13 protein-coding genes are annotated in these 14,782 nt (G+C 71.1%); 7 read left to right on the top strand and 6 right to left on the bottom strand.

The window, feature by feature from the left end:
* Positions 1-131: 131 nt before the first annotated feature.
* Together ACIQUT_RS21735 and ACIQUT_RS21740 are read right to left on the bottom strand one after the other, a co-directional pair.
* Positions 132-659 carry a hypothetical protein gene (locus ACIQUT_RS21735; protein WP_403564791.1) on the bottom strand — a complete coding sequence of 176 codons (528 nt, stop codon included), beginning with the start codon at positions 657-659 and terminating at the stop codon, positions 132-134.
* Between the two features lie 316 nt (positions 660-975).
* The gene (locus ACIQUT_RS21740; protein WP_403564792.1) at positions 976-2,490 is read right to left on the bottom strand and encodes a serine/threonine-protein kinase; all 1,515 of its coding nucleotides are present in this window, start codon (positions 2,488-2,490) and stop codon (positions 976-978) included.
* A 259-nt stretch (positions 2,491-2,749) separates the two neighbouring features.
* On the opposite strand from ACIQUT_RS21740, the gene ACIQUT_RS21745 reads away from it, so the two are divergent.
* The 5 genes from ACIQUT_RS21745 to ACIQUT_RS21765 all read left to right on the top strand — a co-directional run bounded on the left by ACIQUT_RS21745 (position 2,750) and on the right by ACIQUT_RS21765 (position 7,479).
* Complete coding sequence (locus ACIQUT_RS21745) at positions 2,750-3,526, top strand: hypothetical protein (RefSeq protein ID WP_403564793.1); 777 nt, start codon at positions 2,750-2,752, stop codon at positions 3,524-3,526.
* Positions 3,527-3,653: 127 nt separating this feature from the next.
* Positions 3,654-4,169, top strand: a complete 516-nt coding sequence (locus ACIQUT_RS21750; protein WP_403564794.1) for a YcxB family protein — start codon at positions 3,654-3,656, stop codon at positions 4,167-4,169.
* Between the two features lie 39 nt (positions 4,170-4,208).
* The gene (locus ACIQUT_RS21755; RefSeq protein WP_403564796.1) at positions 4,209-4,643 is read left to right on the top strand and encodes a hypothetical protein; all 435 of its coding nucleotides are present in this window, start codon (positions 4,209-4,211) and stop codon (positions 4,641-4,643) included.
* A 342-nt stretch (positions 4,644-4,985) separates the two neighbouring features.
* Entirely contained in the window at positions 4,986-5,924 is a 939-nt protein-coding gene (locus ACIQUT_RS21760) for an amidohydrolase family protein (protein WP_403564797.1), read from the top strand.
* 517 nt (positions 5,925-6,441) lie between these two features.
* On the top strand, positions 6,442-7,479 hold the full coding sequence (locus ACIQUT_RS21765) for a hypothetical protein (protein ID WP_403564798.1): 1,038 nt from the start codon (positions 6,442-6,444) through the stop codon (positions 7,477-7,479).
* Between the two features lie 40 nt (positions 7,480-7,519).
* Here the strand turns inward: ACIQUT_RS21765 and ACIQUT_RS21770 are convergent, their stop codons facing one another.
* Positions 7,520-8,185 (bottom strand): SGNH/GDSL hydrolase family protein, encoded by a 666-nt coding sequence (locus ACIQUT_RS21770; protein WP_403564800.1) that lies wholly within the window; start codon positions 8,183-8,185, stop codon positions 7,520-7,522.
* A gap of 344 nt (positions 8,186-8,529) precedes the next feature.
* Here ACIQUT_RS21770 and ACIQUT_RS21775 point away from each other — a divergent pair, with 344 nt between their 5' ends.
* Positions 8,530-10,584 (top strand): transglycosylase domain-containing protein, encoded by a 2,055-nt coding sequence (locus tag ACIQUT_RS21775; protein ID WP_403564802.1) that lies wholly within the window; start codon positions 8,530-8,532, stop codon positions 10,582-10,584.
* 113 nt (positions 10,585-10,697) lie between these two features.
* On the opposite strand, the gene ACIQUT_RS21780 is transcribed toward ACIQUT_RS21775, so the two are convergent.
* Entirely contained in the window at positions 10,698-11,579 is an 882-nt protein-coding gene (locus ACIQUT_RS21780; RefSeq protein ID WP_403564804.1) for a GyrI-like domain-containing protein, read from the bottom strand.
* A 297-nt stretch (positions 11,580-11,876) separates the two neighbouring features.
* On the opposite strand from ACIQUT_RS21780, the gene ACIQUT_RS21785 reads away from it, so the two are divergent.
* Entirely contained in the window at positions 11,877-12,992 is a 1,116-nt protein-coding gene (locus tag ACIQUT_RS21785) for a serine hydrolase domain-containing protein (protein ID WP_403565070.1), read from the top strand.
* Positions 12,993-13,214: 222 nt separating this feature from the next.
* On the opposite strand, the gene ACIQUT_RS21790 is transcribed toward ACIQUT_RS21785, so the two are convergent.
* Positions 13,215-14,042, bottom strand: coding sequence for a class I SAM-dependent methyltransferase (locus tag ACIQUT_RS21790; RefSeq protein WP_403564806.1), 828 nt, complete (start codon positions 14,040-14,042; stop codon positions 13,215-13,217).
* On the bottom strand, positions 14,033-14,782 hold the full coding sequence (locus ACIQUT_RS21795) for an ABC transporter permease (protein WP_403564808.1): 750 nt from the start codon (positions 14,780-14,782) through the stop codon (positions 14,033-14,035). The genes ACIQUT_RS21790 and ACIQUT_RS21795 overlap by 10 nt, the downstream gene beginning before the upstream one ends.

Genomic DNA, 14,782 nt, shown 5'->3' on the forward strand with positions numbered 1-14,782 from the left:
CGCTGATCGCCAGGTGCCGCAGACCGGGCGTCCCGGACGTCCCGGACGTCCGGAGAAGCGGCATCGCCGCTGCTGCCCCTGCTCAATGGCTCCCCGACCACGCCGTCCCCCCAAAAAAAGAAACTTCTTGATCAGTTACTGCGATCCAGGGCGGTTACGTTGACGATGCCGCTGACGGCACTGGAGTCCCCTCCGTCGGCCTCCGCGTCCCCGGTGAGCACGGCCCGTGCCGCGCCCACGCCGCCGCCGACGTTCTTGATGCCGGAGACGGCACTGCCTCCGTCACGGGCGACGGCCTTTCCTGTCCCGATCACCGCGCTACCCGCCGAGGAGGCGACGAACGACACCAGCTCACGCAACTGCTCGGTCGCGCGCTCCCGCTCCTGGGTGTCGAGACCCTCCAGCAGGGCCTCGAACCGGCCCTGCCACAGCCCCTCCTGACGCACCCCCGCGGTCATGACATCGGCCGTGGCGACCTGGTTCAGGGCCTGCCCCGTTTGGTCCAGGCGCTCGAGCTCAGCCTGCCCCCGCGCGGCGTCGCCGCGGCCGAAGATCTCCGCGATCCGCCCGCGCAGCCCGTTCCATGCATCGGTGCCCGCCGCTTGGACCACCGCACCGCCGCCTGCCGCAGCCAACGCCGTCAATGCATCGACCAGCATGCCTTCGCCCCTTCGCGCCGCGGATCAGAGGCCCGCCGCGCTCCCCGCGCCGGGCCATCACGTAACGGCCAGTCAACAACACGCCCGGCGATTGCGAGGAGCTTTCGTCCCAACAGGGCGGCCGGTCCAGCTGTCGTGCGCCTCGGGCCCGGCCCTGGGGGCGGCCGGCCGCGTACCGCACTGCCGCGCGCCGCTTCGAGACTTCCGCACAAGGCCACTCGCGTGATCCGGACGAAGGCCGCTTCCGTGTACGGCGGTTACCGAACCGAGTGATCAAGTACGGCGCATCGTTCGACGCCGGGCGGTGAAGATCAAGCTAGCGCGGCGGCGGGCCGAACCCGCCCGGCGCGGCGGGGCCGCCGAACTGCGGGGTGCTGCCGAAGACCGGTGTGCCGCCGCCGAAGCCGCCGAAGCCGACGTGGCCGCCTGCCGGCCCCCACGGGCTCGGACCGGCCGTGTACGGGGCGGGCGCGGGGCCCAGCCGCGGCGCGAGGTAGTGGGAGACGACGGCGTGCAACTGCACCAGCCACTCCTGGAGCCGGGCGGCGCGCCGGTTGTGGATCTGGCACGAGTACGTGTTGCCGTCGTGGAGCCGGACCGTCACGACGAGGTGGCTGCCGCGGTGGCCAGGACCGTAGGTGATCCCGGCGAGCTCGTCCCACCCGAAGTCCGCCTCCACCCCTTCCACTTCGAAGACGACGCCCGAACCGTCCGCGACCACGCTGTTCTTGCGGTCGGCGATCACGATGTCAGGCGCGCCCTGCACCGGTACGGGAACCGCCCCCGGGACGGCGGGCGCCGCGGCCGGAATCGGCGGCATGCCGTGGGGGAGGGGCGGTACCGGCTGCGGCGGGTAGGGCGTCGACGGCGTGGCGGGAGCCGAGGGCGCAGGGGACATCGAGGGCGCAGGGGACACCGAGGGCGCAGGGGACGCCGGGGGCGGAGCGGACGCGGGAGGCGCCTGCGGCGGCCGTGGCACCTGCAGGGCCGCCGGGGGCGTCGCGGGCGCGCTGACCGTCGGCGTCCAGCCGGCGGCGGTGTCCTGTCGCGGAACCCCGCCGTCGGCGGTGAGCAGGTCCAGCAGTGCCGAGGGCGTCGGGCGCTCGGCCGGATCCTTCGCCAGACAGGCCGCGACCACCGGACGCAGTCCCTCCGGTACCGCGTCCAGGTTCGGCGGCTCGTGCACCGAGCGGTACATCAGGCCCATCGGGGTCCCCTCGCCCCACGCGCTGCCGCCGGCCGAGGCGACCAGCACCGCGCCGAGCGCGAACACGTCGGCGGCGCCCGTGACGTCATGGCCCAGGGCCTGCTCGGGCGCCAGGTAGCCGGGCGTGCCGAAGGCCGTGCCGGTCGCGGTCATCCGGGTGGACTCCAGGGCGCGCGCGATGCCGAAGTCGAGGACGCGCGGCCCGTCGTCGGCCATCACGATGTTGCCCGGCTTGAGGTCGCGGTGGACCAGGCCGCAGGCGTGGATCGCCTCCAGCGCCTCGGCGAGCGCCGCCGCGAGAGAACGCAGCCCCGCCTCGTCCATCGGCCCGCCTGCGGCGAGCCGGGCGGCCAGCGTGGGCCCGGCGATGTACGCGGTCGCCAGCCACGGCGGATCGCCGTCGACGTCGGCGTCCACCACCTGTGCCGTGTGGAAGCCGCCGACCCGGCGGGCCGCGGCCACCTCGGCCCGGAAGCGCTCCCGGAACGCGGGGTCCGCGGCGAGCTCCGGCCGGGCCACCTTCACGGCCACCGCCCGGCCTCCGCGGGAACGTGCCAGGTAGACCATCCCCATGCCGCCCTCGCCGAGCTTGCGCTCGACGCCGTACCCCCCGATCCGTTCCATACGCCCAGTATGGCGGCTGCGACCCGGTGCCCCGCCACCAGGGGCGGTGCCCCCGGCCCCCGCCCGAGGGCGTGCGGAACAGGGACCGCGGTGCGTACGGCTGGAGTCGAGCCCGCGCCGGTCGTCGATCAGACGCATCCTCAGGCCGTTCCCGAGGCGGCCTCACGGCCGGATCGTCCGACGGCGGACAAGGCCTGCACGTCCCGCGCCGACCACCGCCACGACATCACATGAGGCCCAGTACTATGCCCTTCAAGATTTGAACGCGCTCAATTCGGGGGGGCTCATGGGGGAGGCGTCGAGACGCCGGCTCGGCATCGTGCTGCGGTCGGCGCTCGCGGTAGAAGTCGCTGGAGTCGTAGGGGCGATGGTCACCCTGGCCGAGAGCACGGCGCTGAAACCGGAGTACGAGGGGGTCTTCGCCTACGCGACTGTGGTGCTGCCCGGCGCGGCCGTGGCAGTCCCGGTGTTCGTCTTCGCGGTGCACCTCCGCAAGGGCACGGCCGCCTGCTGGGCCGCGGCTTCGGGAATCCTTGCCCTGGTGTTCGTGACGATGCTGGCGGCAGCTGGGACGGGCCCCTGGATCGCCTGCTGCGCCGTCACGCTGTTCGCGTCTTACGCAGCCACCCTGGTCGCCCTGTTCGGCACGCAACGGCCTCCGCTCCTTTCCTCCAAGGCCGCAATCCCGGTGGCCCTGGTCGCGCTGGCATGGGCGGCGTGGTCGGCTTCAGGTCCCGGAAGCGACGTGGACTACGCAGGAACCTGGACCGCCCGTCAGGGCGCCGCTTCCTTGACGATGAACGCCGGCGACGGGCATTACACCCTGCAGGTCGGGACGTGCACGGAAGAGGGGGAATGGCACTTGGACCACCCACAGATGTCGACCTCGGTCCACGTCTGGCTCCGGCGTGAGGGAGCCACGTGCCTGGGCGGCCCACCGCAGGTACGGCTTCCGGTCGCCGAGGGCATGCTGGCGATTCCGCTCGTCGTGATTCCAGGGCCGGACGGCACCGAGCTGCTCCTCACCAAGCGGTGACGGTCCGGAGCGATCGAACCCGCAGCGCGTAGAGCAGCGGACCGACGGGAGGTACCGCGATGGGGCCATGCCGGACCTCGCCGCTCCGGTGAACGCGCTGCTCCGTGGAGGGATAGGATCCGCCCACGTGAGCGACATACGCGAGGCATCCTTCAGCGTCACGGGCCGCGTGACCCGGGACGAGTACATCGAGGCCGCCAAGGCCGCCGGGCTGTTCCGGCGAGGGCGGGCGGTGGCCGTCCTCGGCACGGTCTTCCTTGCCGCGGCGAGCGTGTCGCTGTCCCCGGACAGCCTCACCGTGCGCCCGGTCTCCCTCGGTATCGCGGTGGTGTACGGCCTCGTCGTGTTGCTGGTCCTGCCGCGGTGGGCGGTCGCCCGGGGCTTCCGCACCGGCCGGGCCGCCGAGGAGAAGCGGGCCGTGGTCGACCAGGAGGGCATCACGGCGTTCCGCGGCGAGGAGTCGATGCGGCTCGCGTGGGACGACGTCCGCTGGTACCACGAGACGCCCCGGCTACACGTGCTGGTGAGTCGTTGGCGCCGCCGGACCTGCCTCCTGGTGCTGCCCAGGCGCCTGTTCACGACCCCGGGCGAGAGCGACCTGTTCGGCGCCCTCGCCCACAGCCGGGCCGGCGACGGCGCTTAGCGCACCGCAAATCCGAGTGGTGAACAAGAGGGGGGCCGGATGACGACGTCGGCATGGGACGAGGCGCTCGACCGGCTGTGTGCCGTGCAGGTGTCGGAACACGATGATGCCGATTTCCCCGATGAGCTCTTCGACCGTGTGGACGCTCTGATTGACGCCCACGGTGCCGACGACATCGCCGAGATCGTCGCCGATGCCGTGGTGGCCGACCGGGCGACGGTGGAGCAGGCGATCGTGTTCCTGAACGTGGCAGCCTGGTCGGGAAGGGACAACGGTGCCTCCATGACCCGGACTCTGGACGAGTGGGTGCGGAAGGCGGACGACACTCTTCGTCTGGGCATCGCGCTGCATCACGAGTACTACCCCTTGCCCACACGTACAGAGATGTCCGCACGGCTTGCTGAGGTCGCCTTGCGCTTTCCGGAGCACCGGGAGATCTGTGAGCGTCTCGTCGTCGGTCGCCGCGCGGACTGACCACAATCGACCCGGGCTTCCTTGCCGGCGTCGCCCGGTCGTTGGTCTGCCTGTGACGCTGCCTGATGGGTCAGGGGTGCGTCAGCCCTGGTCATCCGGCTCCGAACGCCAGCGGACGGACAGTCTCCGGCCGTCTGCCACCCCGCCCGGGCTCGCGTCCTGGTCCGCCTCGGCCAGGACGCGGGGTGCGTGGGCCGGACGGGTGGACCGGGCGGGGCGGCGCCCGCGTGTGCAGGTGGCCGTCCGCGTGTGTGGAGTCTCATGGACTGCGGCCGGCCCGCCGCGCTTCCGTTCACCGTGTACCGGCCGCCCGAAGATCGACGGGAGGAGGCAAGGACCGGCATGAGCGAACACGCCCGTATCGACGTCCACCAGCACGTCATCCCGCCCGACCGCAGCCGCGCGATCGCCGACCGCGCCGCTGCACTCGGCTGGCCGGTACCCGCCTGGGACCGGCAGAGCGCGATCGCAATGATGGACCGGCGTTCGATCGCCACCGGCATCCTGTCGTACGCCGCTCCGCTCGGGGCTCCCGACGATGCCGAGGGAGCGCGGGCCACGGCCCGGGACGTGAACGAGTTCACCGCCGAGCTGGTCAAGGACCGGCCCGACCGGTTCGGCAATTTCGCCGTCCTCCCCCTGCCGGACGTGGACGGAGCGCTCGCCGAGGCCGTCCACGCCCTGGACGAGCTGGGCGCCGACGGCGTGATGGTCCTGTCCAACGCCCACGGGCACTACCTCGGCGAACGGGAGTTCGAGCCGCTCTGGGGCGAGCTGGACGCGCGTGCGGCGGTGGTCCTCGTCCACCCCACCGCGCCGCCGGGCGCGATGGTCCCCGGCCTGCCCAGCCCGCTCGTGGACTTCCCGTACGACACCGCCCGCACCGCCCTGCACCTGGCCGTCGCCGGTGTCCCGGGCAGGTACCCCCGGCTGAAGATGATCCTCCCCCACGCAGGCGGCTTCCTGCCGTACGCCGCCCACCGCTTCGCGGCCGCCGCCCGGCTGCGTCCGGGCACCACGTCCGAGGACCTCCTGGCCGAGCTGCGGCGCTTCTACTTCGACACGGCGTTCTGCGCGGGCCCCGCCTCGCTGCCCTCGCTCCTCGCCTTCGCCGCGCCTGGTCACATCCTGTACGGCAGCGACTTCCCCATGGTGCCCGAGGAGTGGTGCAGCGGCTTCGACGACGGGCTGGACGGCTACCCGCACTGGGAGGACGGGCAGCTCCACGCCGTCCACCGCGGCAACGCCGAACTCCTCATCCCCCGTCTCGCCCGGCCCTGAAGGCCGGCCCGGCCCCGAAGCGGTCGCTCCAGTCGCGCGCGGGTGGGGTGGCGCGGTGACGGGTCGGTGCGGTGGTCGGGCTCGCCCGCTGCTGTGGACGAATGGCCGAGGACGGCTGCGACGTACAGCGCCACGGGCAGGGTGGCTTCGCAAATGGTGTTCTGGTGGGTCACTTCATCGAGAGCGTCCACGGCGGCAGCTGCCCTGACGGCCGGGTCGAGGTCGAGGAGGTCTGTCAGCGCCCCCGGCAGGGATGCGCCGGTCCCGTATGCAGGGGCGAGCGATGCCCAGTCCGTGCCGTCCAGGAGATCCTGATGGTGGGGTAGCCCGTCGGGCTGAGGGCCCGCTGTCCAGATGCCGCGGTAGGTCACAGGCGGAGGCCACAGCGTCGTCGCGAGCGCGTTCTGCGCGCACGGCTCGTACCGGCGCTGTCCTGCGCCGCCGGGTCCAGGACGTCCTGGACCCGGCGGGAGGCATCTGGCTGACGACGTGCCGGGTGGCCGTAGACTCGCGCGCCATGGAAGAGATGTTCGAGCTGGGGGCCATCAGCTGCCCGTCCGGCAACCTGGTCCTCGTTGACGGTGGTCACCTGGGGTTGTGGAGCGGAGAGCGTTCGCCGGCGGATATCGATCCGGCCTTCCTCGGTATCGAAGACCCTGAAATGGCTGCCGACGTCATGGGCGCCCTTGACTTCGCAGTCACCGGGCCGGACGCTTCCGAAGCCGTTCGGACCTTCGACCGGCAGCCAGGCTCCAGGCTCCATGACATCCCGGCCTCCAAAGCCGCGGAATTCGAGGCGGCTTTCGATGAGCACTGCCGAACCGCCGGCTTCGATGCCCGGCTGGAGGCCTTGCCGGCTCGGGAGCCGCATGCCCATAGGGCGCGCCGGACAGCCGGTGAAGGCGGCGGCAGTTTCCTGATGTTCGGGGTGCCTGTCGTCGCAGTGGGCGGCGTACCTCGCAGCCGGGACCTGCCGGTCCTGGCCACACGGGTCGACTACGGCAACGGTGTCGGGGCACGTTGGTCCGAGATGTCGATCCGGATGAGCGAAGGCCAGGTACGGTCATCGGTGTCATTGGGTGACGTCGGCGTCGACTGGGCGCGTGTGCTCTTCGGCGATGCCGACGCCCTGAGTGCCTGGCAGCACGATGAGCCCGTGGACGGCTTGGCCGATGTTGCATTCTGGGGTGCCGCGGCAGATGAAGCAGCCGCAACGTTTGCCGCACCGGCACTCGGCGAGCCCGGCGAGGACCGCACTCGTGGGTGGACCGGGCTGCCCGTCTCGGAGGCCGCGGACAGGGCACGTGCTCTGTCGAGATGGAAGGACGAGACCGGACGGCGCATGGTCGTGGACTTCCGACCGCACTCCCATCACTGGCAGATCATGCGCAAGGTCCGTGCCTCACCAGTCGAGGCCGGGTCCGTGGAAATCGGCGATGCCCGAGTGCTCTGCGCAATGACGAGTTGGGGCGACGGCTACTTCCCGGTGATTGCCGATCTTGATGCCTCGGGAGATCTCGTCGCAGTTCGGGTGTGCTTCTCCGACGCGCCCTGAGCAACGCCCGCTGACGACTGCGCCGGATCCCGAGGCCCGCTCAAGCGACCAGGCGCAGCCAGGCCGCCGCGAGTGCGGCGTGACCGGCCGGTGTCGGGTGGACGCCGTCCGCGGCCCAGTACTCCGGGCCGGCCGTCGCGGCGAGTGCGGCGAACATGCCGTCGGCGGCGAGCAGTTGCGCACCGTACGTGCGGGCGAGCTCGCGCACTACCTGGATCTTCGGATCCAGGTCGGCGCGCCATTCCTTCCGTTCTTCCTCTCCGATGAGCACGCCGGCACCGGCCTCGACGACGCCCCGGATCGGCAGCAGGAACGGCTCGATGACGATCAGCTGCGTGCCCGCCTCGGCGAGGGGCGCGAGCAGGCGGTCGTATCCCGCTTCGAACTCCTCCACAGCGATCACGTACCCCTGCGGGTCCAGGGTGTGCCAGCCCACATCATTGACCCCGACGAGGAGGGTCACCAGGTCCGGGCGCGCGTCAAGCACGTCCGTCTGCCAGCGGGCCTGGAGGTCCCTCACCTTGTCGCCCCCGTGTGCGGTGTTCAGCCAGGTCACGGGCCGGTCCGGGTGCCGGAGTCCCCACTCGCCCGCAACGCGCAGCGGGTAGCCGAACCCGAGACCGTCCTCGCTCTCCAGCCGTTGGCAGTCGGTGATCGAATCACCGGCGAACAGCACGGTGCTTCCCGGTCGGACACTGATCGTCACGTGTGCTCCTTGAACGTCGACGAGGAGAGAGAGCGGCAGACCCGCAACCGGACGGTCACCCGGCCCTTCAAAAGGTGCAGGACTTCACCGACATCGGACCGACAGCCCCCGACACGCCGCCGACACCACGGCTCCGCCGCCCCGCCCCCGCCCCCGGCCTCCGGCGAAGTGAACGTCATAGCGGTGCTGTTCGCCGCGTCGGACGAAAAACGACCTCCAAGCCTCTTGCCGTGTATGAAAATTTCATGAATGGCCCAACCTTGAACGCGATCTGATCATCTTCTCGGCCGAGTCCGTCACCGCCCCCGAGGTGACGGCTCGTGATCGAGGAGGTTTGCGTCCCCATGAGCCCGCCCCGCAAACGCCGCACGGATCGCACCGGTAGTCCGGACGACATCGGAGGACCGGAGCGGGAGGAAGGTCAGAAGCGCACACGGCGCCCTGCGGGCCGAGCGAAGCGCCGTAGGAGAGCCGCCCGCAAGGCCCGTCGCCCCCTCATCGACTTCCCCAGGCGCGGCCGGCGGGGCTGGCGGCGCTGGATGCCCTCCTGGAAACTGACCTCCGGTTTGTTCCTGCTCTTCGCCGGCGCCCTCGCCGGCCTCTTGGCCGCCGTCTACATACAGGTCGAGATCCCGGACCCGCACGACTCCGCGCGCCGCCAGGCCACCGTCTACTACTGGGCGGACGGCAGCCGCATGGTGAGCGTCGGCGATGTGAACCGGCAGGACGTGAAGCTCTCCGAGGTGCCCGATTTCGTCCAGCGTGCCGTCATCGCGGCGGAGAACGCGGATTTCTACAAAGACTCGGGCGTCTCCGTGACGGGCATCGGCCGCGCCGCTGTCAACATCGTCAAGGGCGAGGAGACCCAGGGCGGCTCGACGATCACCCAGCAGTACGTGAAGAACACCTATCTGAGCCAGGACCAAACCGTCCAGCGGAAGGTCAAGGAATTCTTCCTCTCCCTGAAGGTCAGCAACCAGCAGTCCAAGACGGAGATTCTCGAGGGGTATCTCAACACTTCTTGGTTCGGCCGCGACGCGTACGGCGTCCAGGCAGCCGCGTACGCGTACTACGGCATCCCCGCCAAGGAGCTGAACCCCAGTCAGGGCGCTCTGCTGGCCGCCGTCCTCAAAGGCGCGGAAAGCTTTGACCCGTCCCTCAGCGCAGACAACCGCCAACGCGCCGAGGACCGCTGGAGCTGGATTCTGGACCGTCAGGTCAGCACGGGTTCGATGAGCGCCGAGGAACGCGCGAAGTACACGAAGTTCCCCGAGCCGAAGCCTCCCGCCAAGCCGACCAGCCAGGCCGGGCAGATCGGCTACCTCGTCGACATCGCCAACAAGTACCTCAAGAGCCGCAGCGGAATCACGGGCAAGGATCTGGCCGGTGGCGGCTACAGCGTTCACACCACCTTCGAGAAGGACAAGGTGCTCGCGCTGACCAAGGCCGTCGAACAGGTACGTGCGGACCGACTGGACCCGAAGAAGCGCCCGGACGACGAACACGTGCAGGTCGGCGCCGCCTCGATACGCCCCAAGGACGGAGCGGTCGTCGCGGTATACGGCGGCTCCGATGCGATCGAACACTTCACCAACAACGCGGATACCTCAGGCGTCCCTGCGGCCTCGGCGTTCAAACCCTTCGTGTACGCCGCCGCCCTGGAGAAGGAGCTCGAAGACAAGGACCGCTCCGCCGGGGGCACTGACCCGAACCCCCCGAAACCCGCGCCGACAGGGGCGCCCGCGGCATCCACGAACCTCCACTCGGCCCTGGTGGACTCCGACCACACGCCGTTCGTGGAGATCGGCAAGAAGATCGGGCTGAAGAAGGTCAAAGAGCTCGCGGTCGCGTCGGGACTGCGTGAGGAGAGCATGGCCAAGCTGGAGCCGACCTTCTCCATCGGTACCTCGACCCCCAGCGCCGTCCGGCTGGCCAGCGCCTATACGACCTTCGTCAACGAGGGCCGGGCCACCGAACCCTACTCGGTGTCCAAGGTCGAGCGGGACGGCGTCGTGGTGGGCGGCTTGAGCCGGCCCAAACCGCGCCGGGCCATGAGCTCCGAGGCAGCCTCGACCGTCGGCGCGGCGCTCCGCCAGGTGAGCGGGAGCACCGTCGGACCGCCGAAGGGCCAGCCGGCCGCCCCGTCCTGGGCAGGCAAGACCGGCCCGAACGACCGCATGAACTCGGCCTGGTTCATCGGCGCGACGCCCGACCTGAGCACTTCCGTCGCGATGTTCCGTACGAAGCCCGACGTCCCACAACTGCTGCCCATGCAGGATGTGGGCGGCCCGGATACCGAGCGGGGCAGCGCCTTCCCGCCGCTGATCTGGAAGGCCTACCACGAGGCGGCGGTGCCTGCGTCACCGTACCCGGCGGATGGCCCCCAGGACCGCCCGTGACGGTCTCGTAGCACGGGACGCTCTCCGGCGTCGGTCCGGGGCGCGACCGACACGACCGTGCCCCGGACCGACGGGACTGTCCGAGCCAGGCCTCCGGGGGCAGGTACCGGTGTTCACGCCCCGGCGCTCCCGCTGCCCCGCTCGACCGGGATCCACAGCTGGGAGCCGGTGTCCGCGCCGATCTCCACCGGCTGCGTCCGCAGCAGCTCCGGACCTGGCCGGCTCGCGTACGGGTTCGAGGGGAACCACTGCGTGAACACGTCCCGCCACAGCTCCTGGACGGCGCTCGGATAGGGCCCGTGGTTGTCGAAGACCGCCCAGGTCCCGGCCGGCACGTCGAGGGCGTCGAGCTGCCCGGCGGCCGCGTCGGGACCGGTCGCCACGCCGATCCAGTAGTCCACCTCGGCACCCTCCTTCCGGCTGTCGGTCAGGTGCACCACGGCCGACAGGATCCCCTCCGGCTCCCGGCCGGCCAGCTCCTTCATCCGTACGATCGCCTGCTCGTCCAGGCCTTCCGCGTGCGCCGTGGCGGCCGAGTTGACTCCCTCGTGCACGAGCGGGACCCGGGCCTTCCTGCCGACGACCCGGAACGACTCCTTCTCCACGATCCGGTACCGCATGGTCGTACTCCCTTCGACGACGACACGGAAGGACATGCGCGGCTGTGCCGTGAGCACCGCACCCGTGCGCCGGGCCTCGCCCGGCCCGATGCCGTGCACCGACCGGAACGCCCGGGCGAACGCCTCGCCCGAGCCGTACCCGTACCGCACCGCGACATCGAGCAGCGTCAGCTCCCCGGCCAGCACTTCGGCTCCGGCGAGCGTCATCCGCCGGCGCCGCACGTAGACCGGGAGCGGCATCCCGGCGAGCGCGGAGAACAGCCGCCGGAAGTGGTACTCCGACACCGCGGCGGTCCGGGCCACGTCGGCCATGTCGACCTCCCGGTCGAGGCAGGCCTCCAGGTGGTCCAGCGCCTGATTCAGCCGCTCCAGCACGCGTATCCGTCCTTACCTTCTTGTGTCTCCACCGTCGGAACGCCTACGAAGTCGCTCGCTGTGCGCGGTGCCCCGGCGGTCATCGGCGCTGCGGTCTCGGCCGCCGGCCGGGCTGTCGTGACGCACGTGTGTCGGCCGACCGCGCGGCGGAGACAGGAGCCGTCGACCGACGGGCCGACCGCGCGGCCGTCCGGCCGCCCTGCTGCAGTAGATGGAGACCTGATCGAGCCCCGCCCGACAAAACCAGTACGGGAATTGTTGGGCAGGAAGCCCTGGCGCTACCTGAGGCTGGCGCCCATGACTGATGTTAAGGGACTGTACGAGCCGCGGTTTGCCGCCGTCTGTGAGGCACTTGCAGCATTGCTCGGCAAGGACGACGTGGGTGCCTCGGCGGCCGTCTACCTTGACGGCGAGCCGGTGGTCGACATCTGGGGCGGGTACGCCGATGCGGACCGCTCCGTCAGCTGGGAGCGCGACATCCTCACCGGCGTGAACTCGACGACCAAGAACATGACCGCCCTGAGCGCGCTGATTCTGGCCGACCGGGGCGAGCTCGACCTGTCTGCACCGGTCGCTGCGTACTGGCCCGAGTTCGCCGCGGCCGGCAAGGAGAAAGTGCTGGTACGCCACGTGCTGTCGCACACCGCGGGGCTGCCGGACCTGTCCGGGCTGACGGCGGTCGAGGAGCTGTACGACTGGGAGAGCGTGACGGCAGGGCTGGCCGCGCAGGCGCCCGAATGGGAGCCGGGAACGGCCGCCGGCTATCACGCGCTCACCTTCGGCTTCCTCGTGGGTGAGATCGTCCGCCGCATCACCGGCCGCAGTCTCGGCGAGTTCTTCGCCGAAGAGGTGGCCGAACCGCTGGGCGCGGACTTCCACATCGGGCTCTCCACCGAGCACGACCACCGTGTCGCACCGCTCATCCCGCCGCCGTCACTGACCGACGAGTACGCCGCCACCGCACCGCCAGGACCGGATGGCGTGCGCCGGGAGAACACCGGTGCCGCGATCCGGGTCAAGGACGCCAACTCCATGGCCTGGCGCCGTGCGCAGATCCCTGCGGTGAACGGTTTCGGCAACGCTCGCTCTGTCGCCCTGGTCCAGTCGGTATTGGCGAACCAGGGTTCGGCCGGCGGCGTGCGGCTGCTGTCCCCCCGGGGTTGCGAGCCGGCGTGGCAGGAAGTGTTCCGCGGTGATGACCGCGTGCTGGGGACTCCGATGTCCTGGACGGCGGGCTTCGGCAGGTTCGGCAGCGCCTTCGGCTGGGGCGGCTGGGGCGGCTCGCTGGTCGTGAGCGATCCCGGTGCACGCATGACGGTGGCCTATGTCATGAACCAGATGATCGACCGGGACCGGCAGGAGGACAACCGCGGGATGGAGATCGTGATGGCTGCCTACAGCGGCCTGCAGTGACAGCACAACGAGGGGCAGTCAGGGCCCACACAGGCTGCCCATCCCTCCCGCCCTCAGCGTCGGCGTCGCGCCGATTGAGGCAGCACGACACTGCTGGGAACTGACCACGCCGGTGGCGACGTGTTCGCGGCGTCTGGCCCTGGGGTTCTTCCGGATCGGGAGCCACGATGCCGCGGGCCGCGCTCGATTGCGAAGCCGCGCTCCGTGGAGATTTGGTGACTGTCAGTCAGGTGTCTGCTGGGCGCGCCTCAGTTGCAGCACAGCGTCGGGCAGCTGTCGGCCTGTGCCCGTGGGTCGGGTGGGTGGCCGTGCCGTGGGCAGGAGTTCGAGGCGCTCGCAGGACCAGCCGGCGGCCTCGAAGGCGCCGAGGTCGGGGAGGCCGTGCATGGTCAGGGCTGTTCCGGCGGCGCGGGCGGCGGCGGTGAGGGTGTGTGCGGAGGCCGGGGAGAGGACGTCGCAGATCCATGCGCTGCCGGCGCCGGCCGCTTCGCCCGCCGCATCGGTCAGGGCGCGGACCTGGCCCGCGGTGAGGTAGGGGAGCAGCCCCTCGGCCAGGAGGAGGGTGGTGCGGCTCGCGGTGCGGGGCCGCAGGAGCCCGGCGAGGGCGGTGGGTTCGCGGAGGTCGCAGCGCAGGCGTTCCACCGGGACGGGTGCCGTGGCGGCGGGCAGCAGGCGGTCCTTGAGGTCGAGGACGGGGGCACAGTCGATCTCGACCACGCGACAGGAGCCGGGCCAGTCCAGGCGGTGGGTACGGGCGTCGAACCCGGCGCCCAGGTTGACGCAGACGTCCCAGGGCTCGGCCTTGAGGAGCGCGGACAGCAGGCGGTCGACTGCGAGGGTGCGGGCGATGACGACGGACGTTCCCGCGGTGTGCCGGGTGACGCGGACGATGGAGTCCGGGCAGTGGCGGGCGAAGCGGTCGGCATACGGGTCGTGCAGCGCGCTGTCCGGCTCGGCCGTCGCGCGGGCCCGGGCGAGCGCGGTGAGGTAGGCGGTGGCGGGGATCTGCTCGGCGAGCGGTGGGTGGGCGGCCGGCACCGCTACTCCCACCGGAACAGTCGTGAGGCGGTCGCCGTGCCGAGGACGACCACGCCGGCGAGCACGCCCAGGTCGAGGGCGACGTCGGCGGCGCCGTCCAGCCAGGCGTGCTGGAGCAGCTCGACTGCGTAGGTCGCGGGCAGCGCGGCGCTGATGGTCTTCATGGTGTCCGGGAAGATCTGCAGGGGGACGGTCGCCCCCGAGAGGAAGATCATGGGGAAGTAGACCAGGTTGGCGATGGCCACCGCCGCCCGCTCGGACCGTGCGACAGCGGCCACCACGCCCCCGAGCGCGTACATGGCGAGGGCGGAGAGGACCAGGGCCCCGGCCGTCGCGGCGGCCGCCGCGGGGGAGGCCGGCAGGTGGAGGTCGAAGAACAGGTATCCGGCGGCGACCAGGAGCAGGGCGCCGAGCAGGCTCAGCGCGAGGTTGACCAGCCCCTGGGCGATGAGGAAGGCGGACGCGTCGACCGGCGTCGCGCGGAAGCGCTTGAGGACCTTGCGGTCGCGGTACTCGGCGAGGCCGAGCGGAAAGCTCATCAGCCCGGTGACGGCGACCACCAGGACCAGGTAGGCGGGCACCGACATGTCCACCGTCCCGCGGCCGTCGAACTGCTCGGACGGCTCGTTGCCGTAGATCCCGCCGAACATGCAGAGCATCAGCACCGGGAAGGCGAGGGCGAAGAAGACCGGGGCGAAGTTCCGCCTCATGCGCCGCCACTCGAACCGGACGATCGGCCACAGCGTCGACAT

Origin of the sequence: Streptomyces sp. NPDC090445 (genome assembly GCF_044769385.1) — a bacterium.
Taxonomy (GTDB): domain Bacteria; phylum Actinomycetota; class Actinomycetes; order Streptomycetales; family Streptomycetaceae; genus Streptomyces.

Bases quoted from the DNA above. Each gene is read 5' to 3' on its own strand.
- ACIQUT_RS21735 (WP_403564791.1), bottom strand. From the start codon at position 659: ATGCTGGTCGATGCATTGACGGCGTTGGCTGCGGCAGGCGGCGGTGCG.
- ACIQUT_RS21740 (WP_403564792.1), bottom strand. From the start codon at position 2,490: ATGGAACGGATCGGGGGGTACGGCGTCGAGCGCAAGCTCGGCGAGGGC.
- ACIQUT_RS21755 (WP_403564796.1), top strand. From the start codon at position 4,209: ATGACGACGTCGGCATGGGACGAGGCGCTCGACCGGCTGTGTGCCGTG.
- ACIQUT_RS21760 (WP_403564797.1), top strand. From the start codon at position 4,986: ATGAGCGAACACGCCCGTATCGACGTCCACCAGCACGTCATCCCGCCC.
- ACIQUT_RS21765 (WP_403564798.1), top strand. From the start codon at position 6,442: ATGGAAGAGATGTTCGAGCTGGGGGCCATCAGCTGCCCGTCCGGCAAC.
- ACIQUT_RS21775 (WP_403564802.1), top strand. From the start codon at position 8,530: ATGAGCCCGCCCCGCAAACGCCGCACGGATCGCACCGGTAGTCCGGAC.
- ACIQUT_RS21785 (WP_403565070.1), top strand. From the start codon at position 11,877: ATGACTGATGTTAAGGGACTGTACGAGCCGCGGTTTGCCGCCGTCTGT.
- ACIQUT_RS21795 (WP_403564808.1), bottom strand. From the start codon at position 14,782: ATGTCGACGCTGTGGCCGATCGTCCGGTTCGAGTGGCGGCGCATGAGG.